The sequence below is a fragment of the Phytohabitans flavus genome (assembly GCF_011764545.1).
In the GTDB taxonomy this organism is placed as follows: domain Bacteria; phylum Actinomycetota; class Actinomycetes; order Mycobacteriales; family Micromonosporaceae; genus Phytohabitans; species Phytohabitans flavus.
In genome coordinates this window covers 6,930,000-6,942,391 of the sequence record NZ_AP022870.1, presented here as the reverse complement: position 1 = coordinate 6,942,391, position 12,392 = coordinate 6,930,000, and the positions used below count along the sequence as shown (strand labels likewise).

Annotated in this window: 10 protein-coding genes and 2 pseudogenes; 9 read left to right on the top strand and 3 right to left on the bottom strand. The window is 69.8% G+C overall.

Annotated features, from left to right (window positions below):
* Positions 1-33: 33 nt before the first annotated feature.
* Positions 34-948: a helix-turn-helix domain-containing protein gene (locus Pflav_RS30380; protein ID WP_173040119.1), complete on the bottom strand. Its 915-nt coding sequence runs from the start codon at positions 946-948 to the stop codon at positions 34-36.
* 34 nt (positions 949-982) lie between these two features.
* Positions 983-1,573, bottom strand: a complete 591-nt coding sequence (locus Pflav_RS30375; RefSeq protein WP_173040117.1) for a TetR/AcrR family transcriptional regulator — start codon at positions 1,571-1,573, stop codon at positions 983-985.
* 84 nt (positions 1,574-1,657) lie between these two features.
* Between Pflav_RS30375 and Pflav_RS30370 the strand changes: the two genes are divergently transcribed.
* The 8 genes and pseudogenes from Pflav_RS30370 to Pflav_RS30335 all read left to right on the top strand — a co-directional run bounded on the left by Pflav_RS30370 (position 1,658) and on the right by Pflav_RS30335 (position 10,398).
* Positions 1,658-2,005, top strand: coding sequence for a hypothetical protein (locus tag Pflav_RS30370; protein ID WP_173040115.1), 348 nt, complete (start codon positions 1,658-1,660; stop codon positions 2,003-2,005).
* A gap of 313 nt (positions 2,006-2,318) precedes the next feature.
* Positions 2,319-3,383: a BMP family lipoprotein gene (locus tag Pflav_RS30365; protein WP_173042719.1), complete on the top strand. Its 1,065-nt coding sequence runs from the start codon at positions 2,319-2,321 to the stop codon at positions 3,381-3,383.
* Positions 3,384-3,433: 50 nt separating this feature from the next.
* Positions 3,434-4,999, top strand: coding sequence for an ABC transporter ATP-binding protein (locus tag Pflav_RS30360; RefSeq protein ID WP_173042718.1), 1,566 nt, complete (start codon positions 3,434-3,436; stop codon positions 4,997-4,999).
* Positions 4,992-6,269: an ABC transporter permease gene (locus tag Pflav_RS30355; RefSeq protein WP_173040113.1), complete on the top strand. Its 1,278-nt coding sequence runs from the start codon at positions 4,992-4,994 to the stop codon at positions 6,267-6,269. The genes Pflav_RS30360 and Pflav_RS30355 overlap by 8 nt, the downstream gene beginning before the upstream one ends.
* Before the next feature lie 29 nt (positions 6,270-6,298).
* On the top strand, positions 6,299-7,546 hold the full coding sequence (locus Pflav_RS30350; RefSeq protein ID WP_377310496.1) for an ABC transporter permease: 1,248 nt from the start codon (positions 6,299-6,301) through the stop codon (positions 7,544-7,546).
* 92 nt (positions 7,547-7,638) lie between these two features.
* Positions 7,639-8,324, top strand: a pseudogene (locus tag Pflav_RS30345) (cytidine deaminase).
* A gap of 5 nt (positions 8,325-8,329) precedes the next feature.
* Positions 8,330-9,604, top strand: a complete 1,275-nt coding sequence (locus Pflav_RS30340) for a thymidine phosphorylase (protein WP_173040109.1) — start codon at positions 8,330-8,332, stop codon at positions 9,602-9,604.
* Positions 9,605-9,699: 95 nt separating this feature from the next.
* Positions 9,700-10,398, top strand: coding sequence for a DUF4272 domain-containing protein (locus Pflav_RS30335; RefSeq protein WP_173040107.1), 699 nt, complete (start codon positions 9,700-9,702; stop codon positions 10,396-10,398).
* Here the strand turns inward: Pflav_RS30335 and Pflav_RS30330 are convergent.
* Positions 10,353-11,219: a putative RNA methyltransferase gene (locus Pflav_RS30330; protein WP_173042717.1), complete on the bottom strand. Its 867-nt coding sequence runs from the start codon at positions 11,217-11,219 to the stop codon at positions 10,353-10,355. The two genes, Pflav_RS30335 and Pflav_RS30330, sit on opposite strands and share 46 nt — an antisense overlap.
* Before the next feature lie 10 nt (positions 11,220-11,229).
* Between Pflav_RS30330 and Pflav_RS30325 the strand changes: the two are divergent.
* Positions 11,230-12,293: pseudogene (locus Pflav_RS30325) on the top strand (adenosine deaminase).
* Positions 12,294-12,392: the final 99 nt, after the last annotated feature.

Sequence of the window (12,392 nt, the reverse complement as noted above, 5' to 3'; positions counted from 1 at the left end):
GCAGCAACTTCTTACGCTGCGTGCAAGAGCTTGCTAGGTCGTTGAGGCCCGCAAGGCATCCCGTACCCAGACATACAGCGGCGTCTGAGTCGGGATCGGCGGCCACCCGTTGATGATCGCCATGAGCTGCCAGTACCGCTCCGGGCGCGGGTCGGTCGACGATTCGAGCGCGGCGAGCACCTCCCGCCGGTACTCCGGCAGGTCCGTCCGACCCGACGCGGCGGCCATCGCCGCGGCAAGGTCGTCGATGATCGGCGCCGCGGCCGGGGAGGCCGGGTCGACGCCGGCCGTGACCGCCGCGCCCGCCTTCTCCGTGATCAGCTCGGCGGTCTGCGCGCCGACGACGGGCGGCGTCGCCGCGCCATCACCCCACGACCCCTCGCTCATCCGCCGCAGCAGCGCCCGGAAGTCCGGGTCGCTGACCAGCTCGTGCAGCTCCAGCCAGGCGTCGACCTGCTCGTCCGTGGGCTCGTCGGGCAGCTCCGGCGCTGCCGAGCGCATCCGCCCCTCGAACTCCGGGTCGACGGGTATCCCCTCGAAGACGCTGTCAAAGAACTCGGCGATGATGCGGCGGCGCTCCTCTGACGTGGCGCGTGCGATGCGGTTCATCCGGTCCACCTCCTGTGGCGTGGGTTCATGCTTGGCCAGCGCGCGCAGCACAGCTCGCTGCACGCGCAGCACTCGGATCTGGGCACCAAGAGCGTCCGCGTGGCGTAAAGCGACGCTCCGCAGGTCGGTCTCCTGGTCCAGCAGCCGCCGGATGGTGGCCAGGTCGAGACCGAGCTCGCGCAGCGTCCGCACGAAGTCGAGGCGGAGCGCGCTCTCCGCGTCGTACCGCCGGTGTCCGGTCCGGGTCCGCGCCACCTCGGGCACCAGCCCGAGGTCGGAGTAGTACCGGATGGTCTTCACCGACAGGCCGGTGCGTCGAGCGAGCTCTCCGATGTGCATGAAACCGATCGTGAAACCTCCAGCCACTGGAGATTCAAGCCCTTATTAGGACCCGGAGCGCGTCCGCGTACGTCTTCTTGTCCGGGCCGTGGGCGAGGATGCGCTGGAGCGCGTAGCCGGGGATCATGCCGAAGAGCGCGGCGCCGATCGCCTCCGGGTCGGCGTCGGCCGGCAGTTCGCCGGTCTCCTGCGCGCGCCGGGCCAGCGCGGCGAAGAGCCCGCGGAAGTGCCCGTACTTGTCCGCGACGAAGACGGCCAGCGCCGGGTCGCGCAGGGACTCGGCCCACACCTGGATCGCGATCCGCAACGCGCCCCGGGGACCGGTCTGCGAGTCGGCGAAGCCGAGCGCCCGCTCCATCGCGTCGGCCAGGGGCAGCGGCGGCTCCTGCGACACAAGCTCCGCGAACATCTCCTGCGCGCCCTGTAGCGCCCCCTCGGCGATCGCGGTGATCAGGTCGTTCTTGCTCTTGAAGTAGCGGTAGACGGCGCCGACCGAGAGCCCGGCCTCGGCGATCACGTCCTGCATCGAGGTGTTGTGGAAGCCGTTGCGGCTGAAGCAGGTGAGTGCGGCGTCGAGGATCTGCTGCCGCCGCGCGGCGAGGTGTTCGTCCGAGACTCGGGGCATGCCGGCAAGTATAAAACGAACGCTCGTTTGAAGAGCTCGCGCCGATCTCGTGAACCACAGCGCGAACCTGTATTCTCCTCCGCCGTGGAGGCTCTGCGACTGATCCTGCTGTACGTCCACCTGATCGGCTTCGCGCTGCTGCTCGGGGGCGTGGTGGTCCAGTACGTCACGGGCCCGCTGCGGATCAACCCGCCGATGCTCTGGGGCTCGATCATCCAGCTCGTCACCGGCATCGGGCTGGCCGCCCCACTGCGCGGCGAGGGCGAGGAGCCAAACCCGGCCAAACTCGCGGTCAAGCTCGTGATCGCGTTGATGATCTTCGCGATGGTGTTCTTCTCCCGCAAGCGCGAGGTGGTCAACAAGGGCCACTTCCTGGCGATCGGCGGGCTCACGCTGGTCAACGCGGCGGTCGCCGTCTTCTGGCGCTCCTGAAGCGCCGTCACCTGGCCGCCGCCGCGCGTTAGGGTTGGAGAAACCTACAAGCGGGCGTGAAGGCTGGCCCCTCTCCTTTGGACGGCACGGCCATTACCGGTCGCCTGGGCGCCTGTTCTACTACCCGGAACACGGCTCACGTTCGTCAAGTGATCTCTGAACCCGCCGGTCACAGGCGGGTAACAGGGGTTCAACAACAGTGTACGAATCTCGGCTGTTGAGCGTACGGCAGCGTACGCTCCCGACCGTGGAAGCACCGCAATCTTTGTGGTGAGCTTTGGGGAAGGAGACCGTCTTGCGCTCTGCGCGTGGGATGCGGGTCGTCTCGTTGTTCGCGGTGGGCGGGCTCGCGCTGAGCGCCGCCGCTTGCGGAGACGCGCCTGAGGAGAGCGGTGACTCGGGCACCGCTCAGAAGTACACCGCCTGCATGGTTACCGACGTCGGCGGCATCGACGACCGTTCGTTCAACACCTCCGCCTGGAAGGGTGTCCAGGCTGCCGCCAGCGAAAATAGCAACATCGATCCGAAGTACGTCGCGTCGAGCGCCGAGGCGGACTACGAGCCCAACCTGACCGGCTTCGTGACACAGAAGTGCAACTTCATCCTGGCGGTCGGCGGCCTCATGACCGACGCCACGAAGAAGGTGGCCCAGGCCAACACGAGCCAGCAGTTCGGCATCGTCGACTCCAACCCGGGCGTGTCCAACATCTACCCGATGCAGTTCGACACCGCGCAGGCCGCGTTCCTCGCCGGCTACCTCGCGGCCGGCTACTCGCAGTCCGGCAAGGTCGGCACCTACGGCGGTCTGCCGATCCCGCCGGTGACGATCTTCATGGACGGCTTCGCCGACGGCGTCGCGCACTACAACCAGGTCAAGGGGAAGAAAGTCCAGGTGCTCGGCTGGGACAAGAGCACCCAGAAGGGCAACTTCACCAACGACTTCGTCAAGCAGGACGAGGGCAAGAAGGTCAGCGACACCCTGGTCGCCCAGGGCGCCGACATCGTCTTCCCGGTGGCCGGTGGCGCGGGTCTCGGCACGGCGGCGGCCGCACAGGCCTCGGCCGGCAAGTACAGCGTGATCTGGGTTGACGTCGACGGGTGCGAGAGTGCCCAGCAGTACTGCTCGACGTTCCTCACGACCGTCGTGAAGAACATCCCGGACGCCGTGAAGGACGCGGTCTCGAAGGGCGCCAAGGGCGAGACCCTGCCCAGCTCGCCGGGCTTCCTCGGCACGCTGGCCAACAACGGTGTCTCGCTCGCGCCGTACCACGAGTTCGACAGCAAGGTCCCGGCCGAGCTCAAGGCCGAGGTCGACAAGCTGAAGCAGGACATCATCTCGGGCACCATCAAGGTCACCTCGGCGGCCCAGCCCAAGTAAAACACTTACCCCCTCGTTGACCAGGGCGTCCCTCGTACGCGGGGGACGCCCTGGTCACAAGCAAGCAAGCGGAGGTTCCGCTGAAACTCGAGCTGCGCGGCATCACGAAGCGGTTCGGTGAGCTGGTCGCCAACGACCACATCGACCTGACGGTGGAGCCAGGTGAGATCCACGCCCTGCTGGGCGAAAACGGCGCCGGCAAGTCGACGCTCATGAACGTCCTCTACGGCCTGCTCCAGCCCGACGAGGGCGAGATCCTTGTCAACGACAAGCCGGTGCAGATCCGCAGCCCCCGCGACGCGATCAACGTGGGCATCGGCATGGTCCACCAGCACTTCATGCTGGTGCCGGTCTTCACCGTGGCGGAAAACGTGATGCTGGGTGCGGAGAAGGTGCGCGGCGGGATCGCCGGCTTCCTCGACCACCGCCGCGCGCGCCGCGAGGTGGAGGAGGTCTCCACGCGGTACGGCCTGCGGGTCGACCCGGACGCCGTGGTCGAGGACCTGCCGGTCGGCATCCAGCAGCGGGTCGAGATCGTCAAGGCGCTCACCCGCGAGGTCGATTTGCTCATCCTCGACGAGCCGACCGCCGTGCTCACCCCGCAGGAGACCGACGAGCTGCTCGCCGTGATGCGTTCGCTCAAGGAGTCCGGCAAGTCGATCGTCTTCATCACCCACAAGCTGGGCGAGGTGAAGGCCATTGCCGACCGGATCACGGTGATCCGCCGCGGGCGTACCGTCGGCACCGCGACGCCCGACGCCAGCCGTGACGAGCTCGCCGCGCTGATGGTGGGGCGCAGCGTGAGCCTCACCGTGACCAAGGTCGCCAAGGAGCCAGGCGCGCCGGTGCTTCAAGTCGAGGGCCTCGTCGTCCAGGACGAGCGCGGCCATCAGGCGGTCGCCGGCGTCGACCTTGAGGTACGCGCGGGTGAGGTGCTCGGCGTCGCCGGTGTGCAGGGCAACGGGCAGACCGAGCTGGTCGAGGCGATCATGGGCCTGCGCCCCACACTGGCCGGCACCGTCACCCTCGACGGTCAGCGGATCGACGGCTGGACGACCAAGCGGGTGCTCCGCGCCGGCGTCGGCTACGTGCCCGAGGACCGCAGCGTCGACGGGCTGGTCAAGGAGTTCACCGTCGCGGAAAACCTGGTGCTGGACATCTACGACCAGCCGCCATTCGGCTCCCGCGGCGTGCTCCGCCCGGACGAGATCGCAAAGTCGGCGAAGGAGCGCATCGCCCAGTTCGACGTGCGCACCTCGTCACACGAGTCGGCGGTCGGCACGCTCTCCGGTGGCAACCAGCAGAAGGTCATCGTGGCGCGGGAGATGTCCCGCCCCCTCAAGCTCTTCATCGCCGCGCAGCCCACGCGCGGCGTCGACGTCGGCTCGATCGAGTTCATCCACAGCCGGATCGTGCACGAGCGCGACGTCAATACCGCCGTACTACTTGTGTCGAGCGAGCTCGACGAGGTGATCGGCCTCGCCGACCGGATCGCGGTCATGTACCGGGGCCGGATCCTCGCTATCGTCCCGCCCGACACCCCGCGCGAGGAGATCGGCCTCCTGATGGCCGGTGTCGTCAACGAGCAAGGCATGAGCGAGGTCGGGCATGAGTGAGGCAGCGCAGGAGACGGCACCGCCGCCGGCGAAGGCGCCCGAGCCCGAGCGGGAGTCCTTCGGCCAGGCGTTCCTACAGGGCCTCTGGGCTGCCAACACGGTCACGGTGACGATCCTGGCGGTGGTGCTCGCGCTGGTCATCGGCGGGATTCTGATCATCGTCTCCGATCCCGACGTGATGGCCCAGTACGGCTACTTCACCGCCCGGCCCGGCGACGCGCTCCAGTCCAGCTGGGAAGTTGTCCGCGACGCGTACGCCAGCCTCTTCAAGGGCGCGATCGTCGACCCGGCCGCGGTCAGCGACTGGATCAGCGGCGACGGCGGCTGGGAGCGGGTGTTCGCGCCGATCTCGGAGACGCTGACGTACACGACTCCGCTTGTCTTCACCGGCCTGTCGGTGGCGCTTGCCTTCCGCGGCGGCCTTTTCAACATCGGCGCGCAGGGCCAGGCGATCGTCGGCGTGATCCTGGCCGCGCTGGCCGGCTTCCTGATCCCGCTGCCGCCGGTGCTCCACCTGATCGTGGCGCTGCTGGCGGGCGCGCTGGGCGGTGCCATCTGGGGGTTCATCCCGGGCTTCCTCAAGGCACGCACGGGTGCGCACGAGGTGATCAATACGATCATGCTCAACTACGTCGCGCTGTACTTCCTGACCTGGATCATCATCCAGAAGGGCGTCCAGAACCCGGAACGCACCGACGCGATCAGCAAGCCGGTCGAGTCGTCCGCCCAGCTGCCTCGCCTGCTCGGTGACAATCTGCGCGTGCACGCCGGGATCATCCTGGCGGTGCTGGTCACCTGGGGCGTGGCCTGGCTGCTCAACCGGTCGACACTCGGCTTCGAGCTGCGCGCGGTGGGCAACAACCCGGACGCTTCCCGGACGGCCGGCATCAGCGTCACCACCACGTACATCGCGGTCATGGTCATCGCCGGCGCGCTGGCCGGCCTCGGCGGCGCCAACATGGTGGTCGGCTCCACCGCCGACGCGCTGACGCCGCTGGTCGTGGCGCAGATCGGATTCGACGGCATACTTGTCGCCCTGCTCGGCCGGGTCAAACCCTGGGGCGTCGCGCTCGCCGCGCTGCTCTTCGGCGCGCTGCGGGCGGGTGGCAACACGATGCAGTCGGTGTCGAGCATCTCGCTGGAGCTGGTGACCGTGCTCCAGGCGCTGATCGTCATCTTCATCGCCGCACCCGCCCTGGTGAAGGCGATCTTCCGGCTGCGGGCCGCCCGCGCCGCGCGCCTGTCCACGAGCTTGGCGAAGGGCTGGTGACCCCGGTGTCCACGATCACCGCGAACGAGATGGTCGCCGCGCCGATCCAGACCGGCTATTGGACCCGCTCCCGCAAGGTCGGTGTCGGGCTCGTCGCCGCCGGTGTGCTCGCCGCTGTCGTGTTCGGCGCGCTCGCCACGTCGCAGACCGCGCGCTTCACGCTCAGCGAGGACGCGCAGGGTGCGGCGCTGGCCATCGACGGTACGGTCGGCGCGATCCTCTTCGGCCTGATCGCCGCCGCCGCGGGCGCCGCCATGTTCACCGACCGGTGGTTCCCGTGGCTGCTCGGCGTCGGCATCGTCTGCTTCGTCCTGTCGTTCCTGTGCTGGCAGATCTCGGACGCGCCGGCCGGGCAGAACTTCATGCCGCTGGTCAACATCGTCCGCGGCACGTTCCTCCTGGCCGTACCACTGATCTTCGGCGCCCTCGCCGGCGTGCTGTGCGAGCGCTCCGGCGTGGTCAACGTGGCGATCGAGGGGCAGCTGCTGATGGGCGCGTTCGCCGGCGCGCTTGTCGGCACGATGGCGGGCAACGTCTGGGTGGGCCTTGTCGCGGCGGCGCTCGGTGGCGCGTTCATCTCCCTGCTGCTCGCCGTCTTCACGATCCGCTACCTGGTCGACCAGGTCGTGATGGGCATCGTGCTCAACCTGCTCGCGCTCGGCCTCACCGGCTTCCTCTACGAGCGGCTGATGCAGACAAACCAGGCCAAGTACAACCAGCCGCCGCACTTCGGCAACTGGGAGATCCCGCTGCTCAAGGACATCCCGGTACTGGGGCCGGCGCTCTTCCGGAGCAACCTGTTCCTGTACCTGGCGCTGATCCTCGTGCTCGTCATCCACATCGCGCTCTTCCGCACCCGGTGGGGCCTGCGGACGCGCTCGGTCGGCGAGCACCCGACGGCGGCCGACACGCTCGGTGTACGCGTGCTGGGGCTGCGTTACCGCAACGTGCTGCTGGCCGGCGTCGTGGCCGGGATCGGCGGCGCTTCGTACACGCTGCTGCTCTACTCGTTCACCAAGAACATGATCGGCGGCAAGGGCTTCATCGCGCTGGCCGCGCTGATCTTCGGTCGCTGGAGCCCGACGGGCGCGCTGCTCGCCGCGCTCTTCTTCGGCTTCGCCGACCAGCTCGGCGTCTACCTCGGCGCGATCAACAGCATCATCCCCAGCCAGTTCCTGGCGATGCTGCCGTACCTCGCGACGATCCTCGCCGTGGCCGGCCTCGTCGGTAGGGTCCGGGCCCCCGCCGCCGACGGCAAGCCGTACATCAAGGGGTGAAGGCGGGTCTTGTCGGCCGGGTACGGGGCCCCTGCGGCTGATGGCAAGCCGTACATAAAGGGGTAAGAGAGCAGCGAGAGTAAAAAGGAACCGTGGAGATCGATTGGGAACAGCTGCGCACGGCGGCCGTGGAAGCCATGCGCAACGCGTACGCGCCGTACTCGAACTTTCCGGTGGGCGTGGCCGGGCTCGTCGACGACGGCCGGGTGATCGTGGGCTGCAATGTGGAGAACGCCTCGTACGGCGTGACGCTCTGCGCCGAGTGCGGCCTGGTTTCGTCGCTGCACGCCACCGGCGGGGGCCGGCTTGTCGCGGTCTCCTGTGTCGGCGGTGACGGCGAGCCGCTGATGCCGTGCGGCCGCTGCCGCCAGCTGCTGTACGAGCACGGCGGCGCCGACTGCCTGGTCGAGGCGGTGCCCCGGCCGCTGCGGGTGTCCGAGCTGCTGCCCTTCGCGTTCGGTCCGGAGGACCTTGTCGCGGCCGAGGCGTCGAAGGAGCCGAAGGTGCCCAGCCGGCTGCTGCGCTGGCGCGGACGCGGCACCGTGTTCGTGCACCCCGACCTGGCCGCCGGGCAGCGGGTCTGGACCGGCTACTGGGACCGGTCCACCGGGACCGACGGCAAGGAGACCGGCATCCTTGAGGAGGCCCCCACCTGGGGAACGTCGACGACGCGATTGCCTGGGGCCGGGTGCGCACACCCCGGGTCGTGCTGATCGACGAAGAGGGCAAGATGCGCTGGGTCGGCGAGGGCGAGCCGTCGGATTCGGATGGGGAATAGGTGCCATGGGTTTTGCCGCGGTTGATGTGATCCGGACCAAGCGCGACGGCAGGGTGCTGTCCGACGCGCAGATCGACTGGGTGGTCGACGCGTACACCGCGGGCGACGTCGCCGACGAGCAGATGTCCGCGCTTGCCATGGCGATCCTGCTGCGCGGCATGACGCCCGCGGAGATCGCCCGGTGGACCGCCGCGATGATCGCCAGCGGGGAGCGGCTGGACCTCTCCGCGGTGTCCCGCCCGACCGTCGACAAGCACTCCACCGGTGGCGTGGGCGACAAGATCACGCTGCCGCTGACGCCGCTGGTGGCCGCCTGCGGCGCCGCGGTACCGCAGCTGTCCGGGCGAGGGCTCGGTCACACCGGTGGCACGCTGGACAAGCTGGAAGCGATCCCGGGGTGGCGGGCCAGCCTCACCACGGAGGAGTTCGTGACCCAGCTCCGGGACGTCGGCGCGGTGGTCTGCGCGGCCGGCGATGGCCTGGCGCCCGCCGACCGCAAGCTGTATGCCCTCCGCGACGTCACCGCCACGGTCGAGTCGATCCCGCTCATCGCCAGCTCGATCATGAGCAAGAAGATCGCCGAGGGCACCGGCGCGCTGGTGCTGGACGTCAAGGTCGGCTCCGGCGCCTTCATGAAGTCGGCGGCCGACGCCCGCGAGCTCGCCCGCACGATGGTGGACCTCGGCAAGGCACACGACGTGGCGACGGTCGCGCTGCTCACCGACATGTCCACGCCGCTCGGGCGCGCGGTGGGCAACGCGGTGGAGGTGGCCGAGGCGGTCGAGGTGCTGGCCGGCGGCGGACCGTCCGATGTGGTCGAGCTGACGCTCGCGCTGGCCGACGAGATGGTCGCCGCCGCCGGGCTCGCCGTCGACCCGTCGCAGGTGCTCAAGAGCGGCAAGGCGATGGACTCGTGGCGCGCGATGATCCGCGCACAGGGCGGCGACCCGCAGGCGCCGTTGCCCGTCGCGCGGGAGACCGAGACGGTACGGGCCGAGCGGGACGGCTTTGTCTCCACAGTGGATGCCCTCAGCATCGGGGTGGCCGCCTGGCGGCTCGGTTCCGGCCGGGCGCGCAAGGAGGACCCGGTCAGCGCCTCGGCCGGGGTGGTGCTGCACAAGAAGCCGGGCGATCCGGTGCGGGCCGGCGAGCCGCTGTTCGAGCTGCGTACCGACGATGCCAGTCGGATCCCCGCGGCGCTGGCGGAGGCCGTCGGCGCGGTCGCGGTCAGCGAGGCCGCGCCCGGGCCTCGTGCCCTCGTCATGGAACGTATCGCGTAGCTCGGGAAGGCGCGGCGGGCTCCGCCGCACAGAGGGCGTGGTGCGCCTGGGCCGGAGCGGCTATTCTCCCTGGCCAGGGGGCGCAGCAGCGACGAATGGCAGGACGAGTATCAGTGGCTGTTTCGGCTCCCGACCCGCGCCAGGTGCGCGTGGCCAGCGTGGAAGAGATGCGCCGTCTGCGGCTGCCCCAGCCACCGCCGCAGTTTCCGCTGGTCTGGGAGCCCGGTGACGAGGTAGAGCTGCGGCCGACCGCGGAGATCGAGGCCCGTGCGGCGATCCTCCACGTGGTGCTCGCCCGTTGCTTCGGCATGCCGGCCGAGGCGGCGATGAGCTGGCTGCTCGGCTCGCGCCTGGTTGAGCAGGTGACCCCGCCGGAGTGGCAGTTCGTGATGGGTGGGCGGGGCGACCACCGCTCGTTCGTGCTGCACCACGACGCCGTGTACGCGCTGGCCTGGCTCCTCGGCCTCTCCAAGCACCTCGACCCCGAGCAGGCCGCGGACGACCGGCTGGTGGAGCTGCTGCCCAATCTGCCGGCGGGGGAGACGTTCGCCGAGTGGCGCTCGCGCAGCCTCGCCGCGCCCCGATCGGCGCTCGACGCCGCCACCGTGCTCGACTTCTACTACTGCCTCGACTGGGGATACCTCGAGGCCGAGCGGACCGGCGCACCGCTGCCCGGCGAGATCGACGCCAACGCGATCGGCCAGCGGCGGTGGGCTCTGGAGTGGGCGGTGGTCTTCCGGGGGCCTTATCACGACCCGCCGGCCGGCTGGGAAGAGGTCGACCTCTCCACATAGACGCCGAGCCGCACCGACGCGGCCACGGTGATCGGGCCGGGGAGTGCCACAGGTGTGGTGTGCCAGGCGCTCGGGCCCATCCCCACCAAAGTGGACGCCTCGCGCGGGCTGAGCGTCAACGTGCGGGTGAGCGCCGTCTCCTCGGCGAGCGCGAACTGCCCCTCCAGGCTGGCCGCCACCCGCTCGGCCTTGTCCGGGTCGACCTGGAGCAGGGACAGCCGCTCGACGAGTTCCGCCAGGTGTTCGGCGGCGGGCGTCACCACCAGCAGTACCCCACCGGGCCGCAGCACCCGCCGGAACTCCGGGCCGTTGCGCGGCGCGAACACGTCCAGCACCACCCCGGCCGACCCGTCCGCCACCGGCAGCCGTCCCCACGTGTCACAGATGGCGGCACCGGCCCGTGGGTGGGCCCGCGCCGCGCGCCGCAGCGCCGGCTTCGAGACGTCCAGGGCAAGGCCGGGCGCGGCCGGGAGGGCGTCGAGCACCGCGGCCAGGTGCCGGCCGGTGCCGGCGCCGGCGTCCAGGACAAGACCGCCTGGGTACGCGGCACGCGCGGCGCCCGCCAGCGCGGCCGAGATGAAGTCGTAGTGCCCGGCGTCCAGGAACTCGGCGCGCGCGGCCACCATCTCCGCCGTGTCGCCGGAGTGCGGGGAGCGCCCGGTGCTCAGGTTGACGTACCCCTGGCGGGCGACGTCGAAGCTGTGGCCGCGCGGGCAGCGCAGGGCGTCAGGGGCGGGAGCCGGGCCAGCGCCGGCCGGCGCGCCGTCCAGCGGCTCGCCGCAAACCGGGCAGCGGAGGTATGCGAGCACGTCAGCGTCCATAATCGTTCCCATGGTCGCAATCGCGTACGAGGACATCGTCAAGGCCCCGAAGGCTCTCCTGCACGACCACCTCGACGGCGGGCTCCGCCCGGCGACGATCATCGAGCTGGCGGCCGAGGTCGGCCATCCCCTCCCGGCCACCGATCCGGCCACGCTGGCCAGCTGGTTCGTCTCCGCATGCGACTCCGGCTCGCTTGAGCGGTACATCGCGACGTTCGAGCACACCGTCGCCGTCATGCAGACCGAGGCGGCGCTCCAGCGGGTGGCCGCCGAGTGCGCAATCGACCTGGCCGACGACGGTGTGGTGTACGCGGAGGTCCGCTTCGCCCCGAGCAGCACCTCGCCCGCGGGCTCACGCTGGAGCAGGTGGTGGAGGCGGTGCTGGCCGGCTTCACCGATGGCGCGGCGCAGGCGGCGGCTGCCGGCCGGCCGATCCGGATTGGCACGCTGCTGACCGCGATGCGCCACGCGGCCCGCTCGCAGGAGATCGCCGAGCTTGCCGTGCGCTTCCGCGACGTCGGCGTGGTCGGCTTCGACATCGCCGGCGCCGAGGCCGGCTTCCCGCCCACCCGACACCTGGACGCATTCGAATACCTCCAGCGGGAAAACTTCCACTTCACCATTCACGCCGGCGAGGCGTTCGGGCTGCCGTCGATCTGGCAGGCGATCCAGTGGTGCGGTGCCGACCGGTTGGGGCACGGCGTCCGGATCGTCGACGACATCACGGGCGACGTGCTGGGGCGGCTCGCGGCGTACGTGCGGGACAAGCGGATCCCGCTGGAGCTGTGCCCGTCCTCCAACGTCCAGACAGGTGCCGCCCCGTCGATCGCGGAACACCCGATCGGCCTGCTGCGTGATCTGCGTTTCCGGGCGACGGTCAACACCGACAACCGACTCATGAGCGGTACATCCATGTCACGCGAGATGGCGCTGCTCGTCGAGGCATTCGGGTACGGCTGGAGTGAATTGCAGTGGTTCACGATCAATGCGATGAAGAGCGCTTTTATCCCGTTTGACGAGCGACTCGCGATCATCAACGAGATCATCAAGCCCGCGTACGCGAAGTTGTTGTAATACCGAGCCTCCGGCTGGTCCGGCAACTGTGGCGATTCGGTCAGCTGGGCCTCGCCGAGTGGTTACCTGGCGGTATGCACGCAGCGCGTAATCCGGCAC

Coding starts and splice junctions, on each gene's coding strand:
- Pflav_RS30380 (WP_173040119.1), bottom strand. CDS start 948: ATGCACATCGGAGAGCTCGCTCGACGCACCGGCCTGTCGGTGAAGACC.
- Pflav_RS30375 (WP_173040117.1), bottom strand. CDS start 1,573: ATGCCCCGAGTCTCGGACGAACACCTCGCCGCGCGGCGGCAGCAGATC.
- Pflav_RS30365 (WP_173042719.1), top strand. CDS start 2,319: ATGCGGGTCGTCTCGTTGTTCGCGGTGGGCGGGCTCGCGCTGAGCGCC.
- Pflav_RS30355 (WP_173040113.1), top strand. CDS start 4,992: ATGAGTGAGGCAGCGCAGGAGACGGCACCGCCGCCGGCGAAGGCGCCC.
- Pflav_RS30350 (WP_377310496.1), top strand. CDS start 6,299: ATGGTCGCCGCGCCGATCCAGACCGGCTATTGGACCCGCTCCCGCAAG.
- Pflav_RS30340 (WP_173040109.1), top strand. CDS start 8,330: ATGGGTTTTGCCGCGGTTGATGTGATCCGGACCAAGCGCGACGGCAGG.
- Pflav_RS30335 (WP_173040107.1), top strand. CDS start 9,700: ATGGCAGGACGAGTATCAGTGGCTGTTTCGGCTCCCGACCCGCGCCAG.
- Pflav_RS30330 (WP_173042717.1), bottom strand. CDS start 11,219: ATGGACGCTGACGTGCTCGCATACCTCCGCTGCCCGGTTTGCGGCGAG.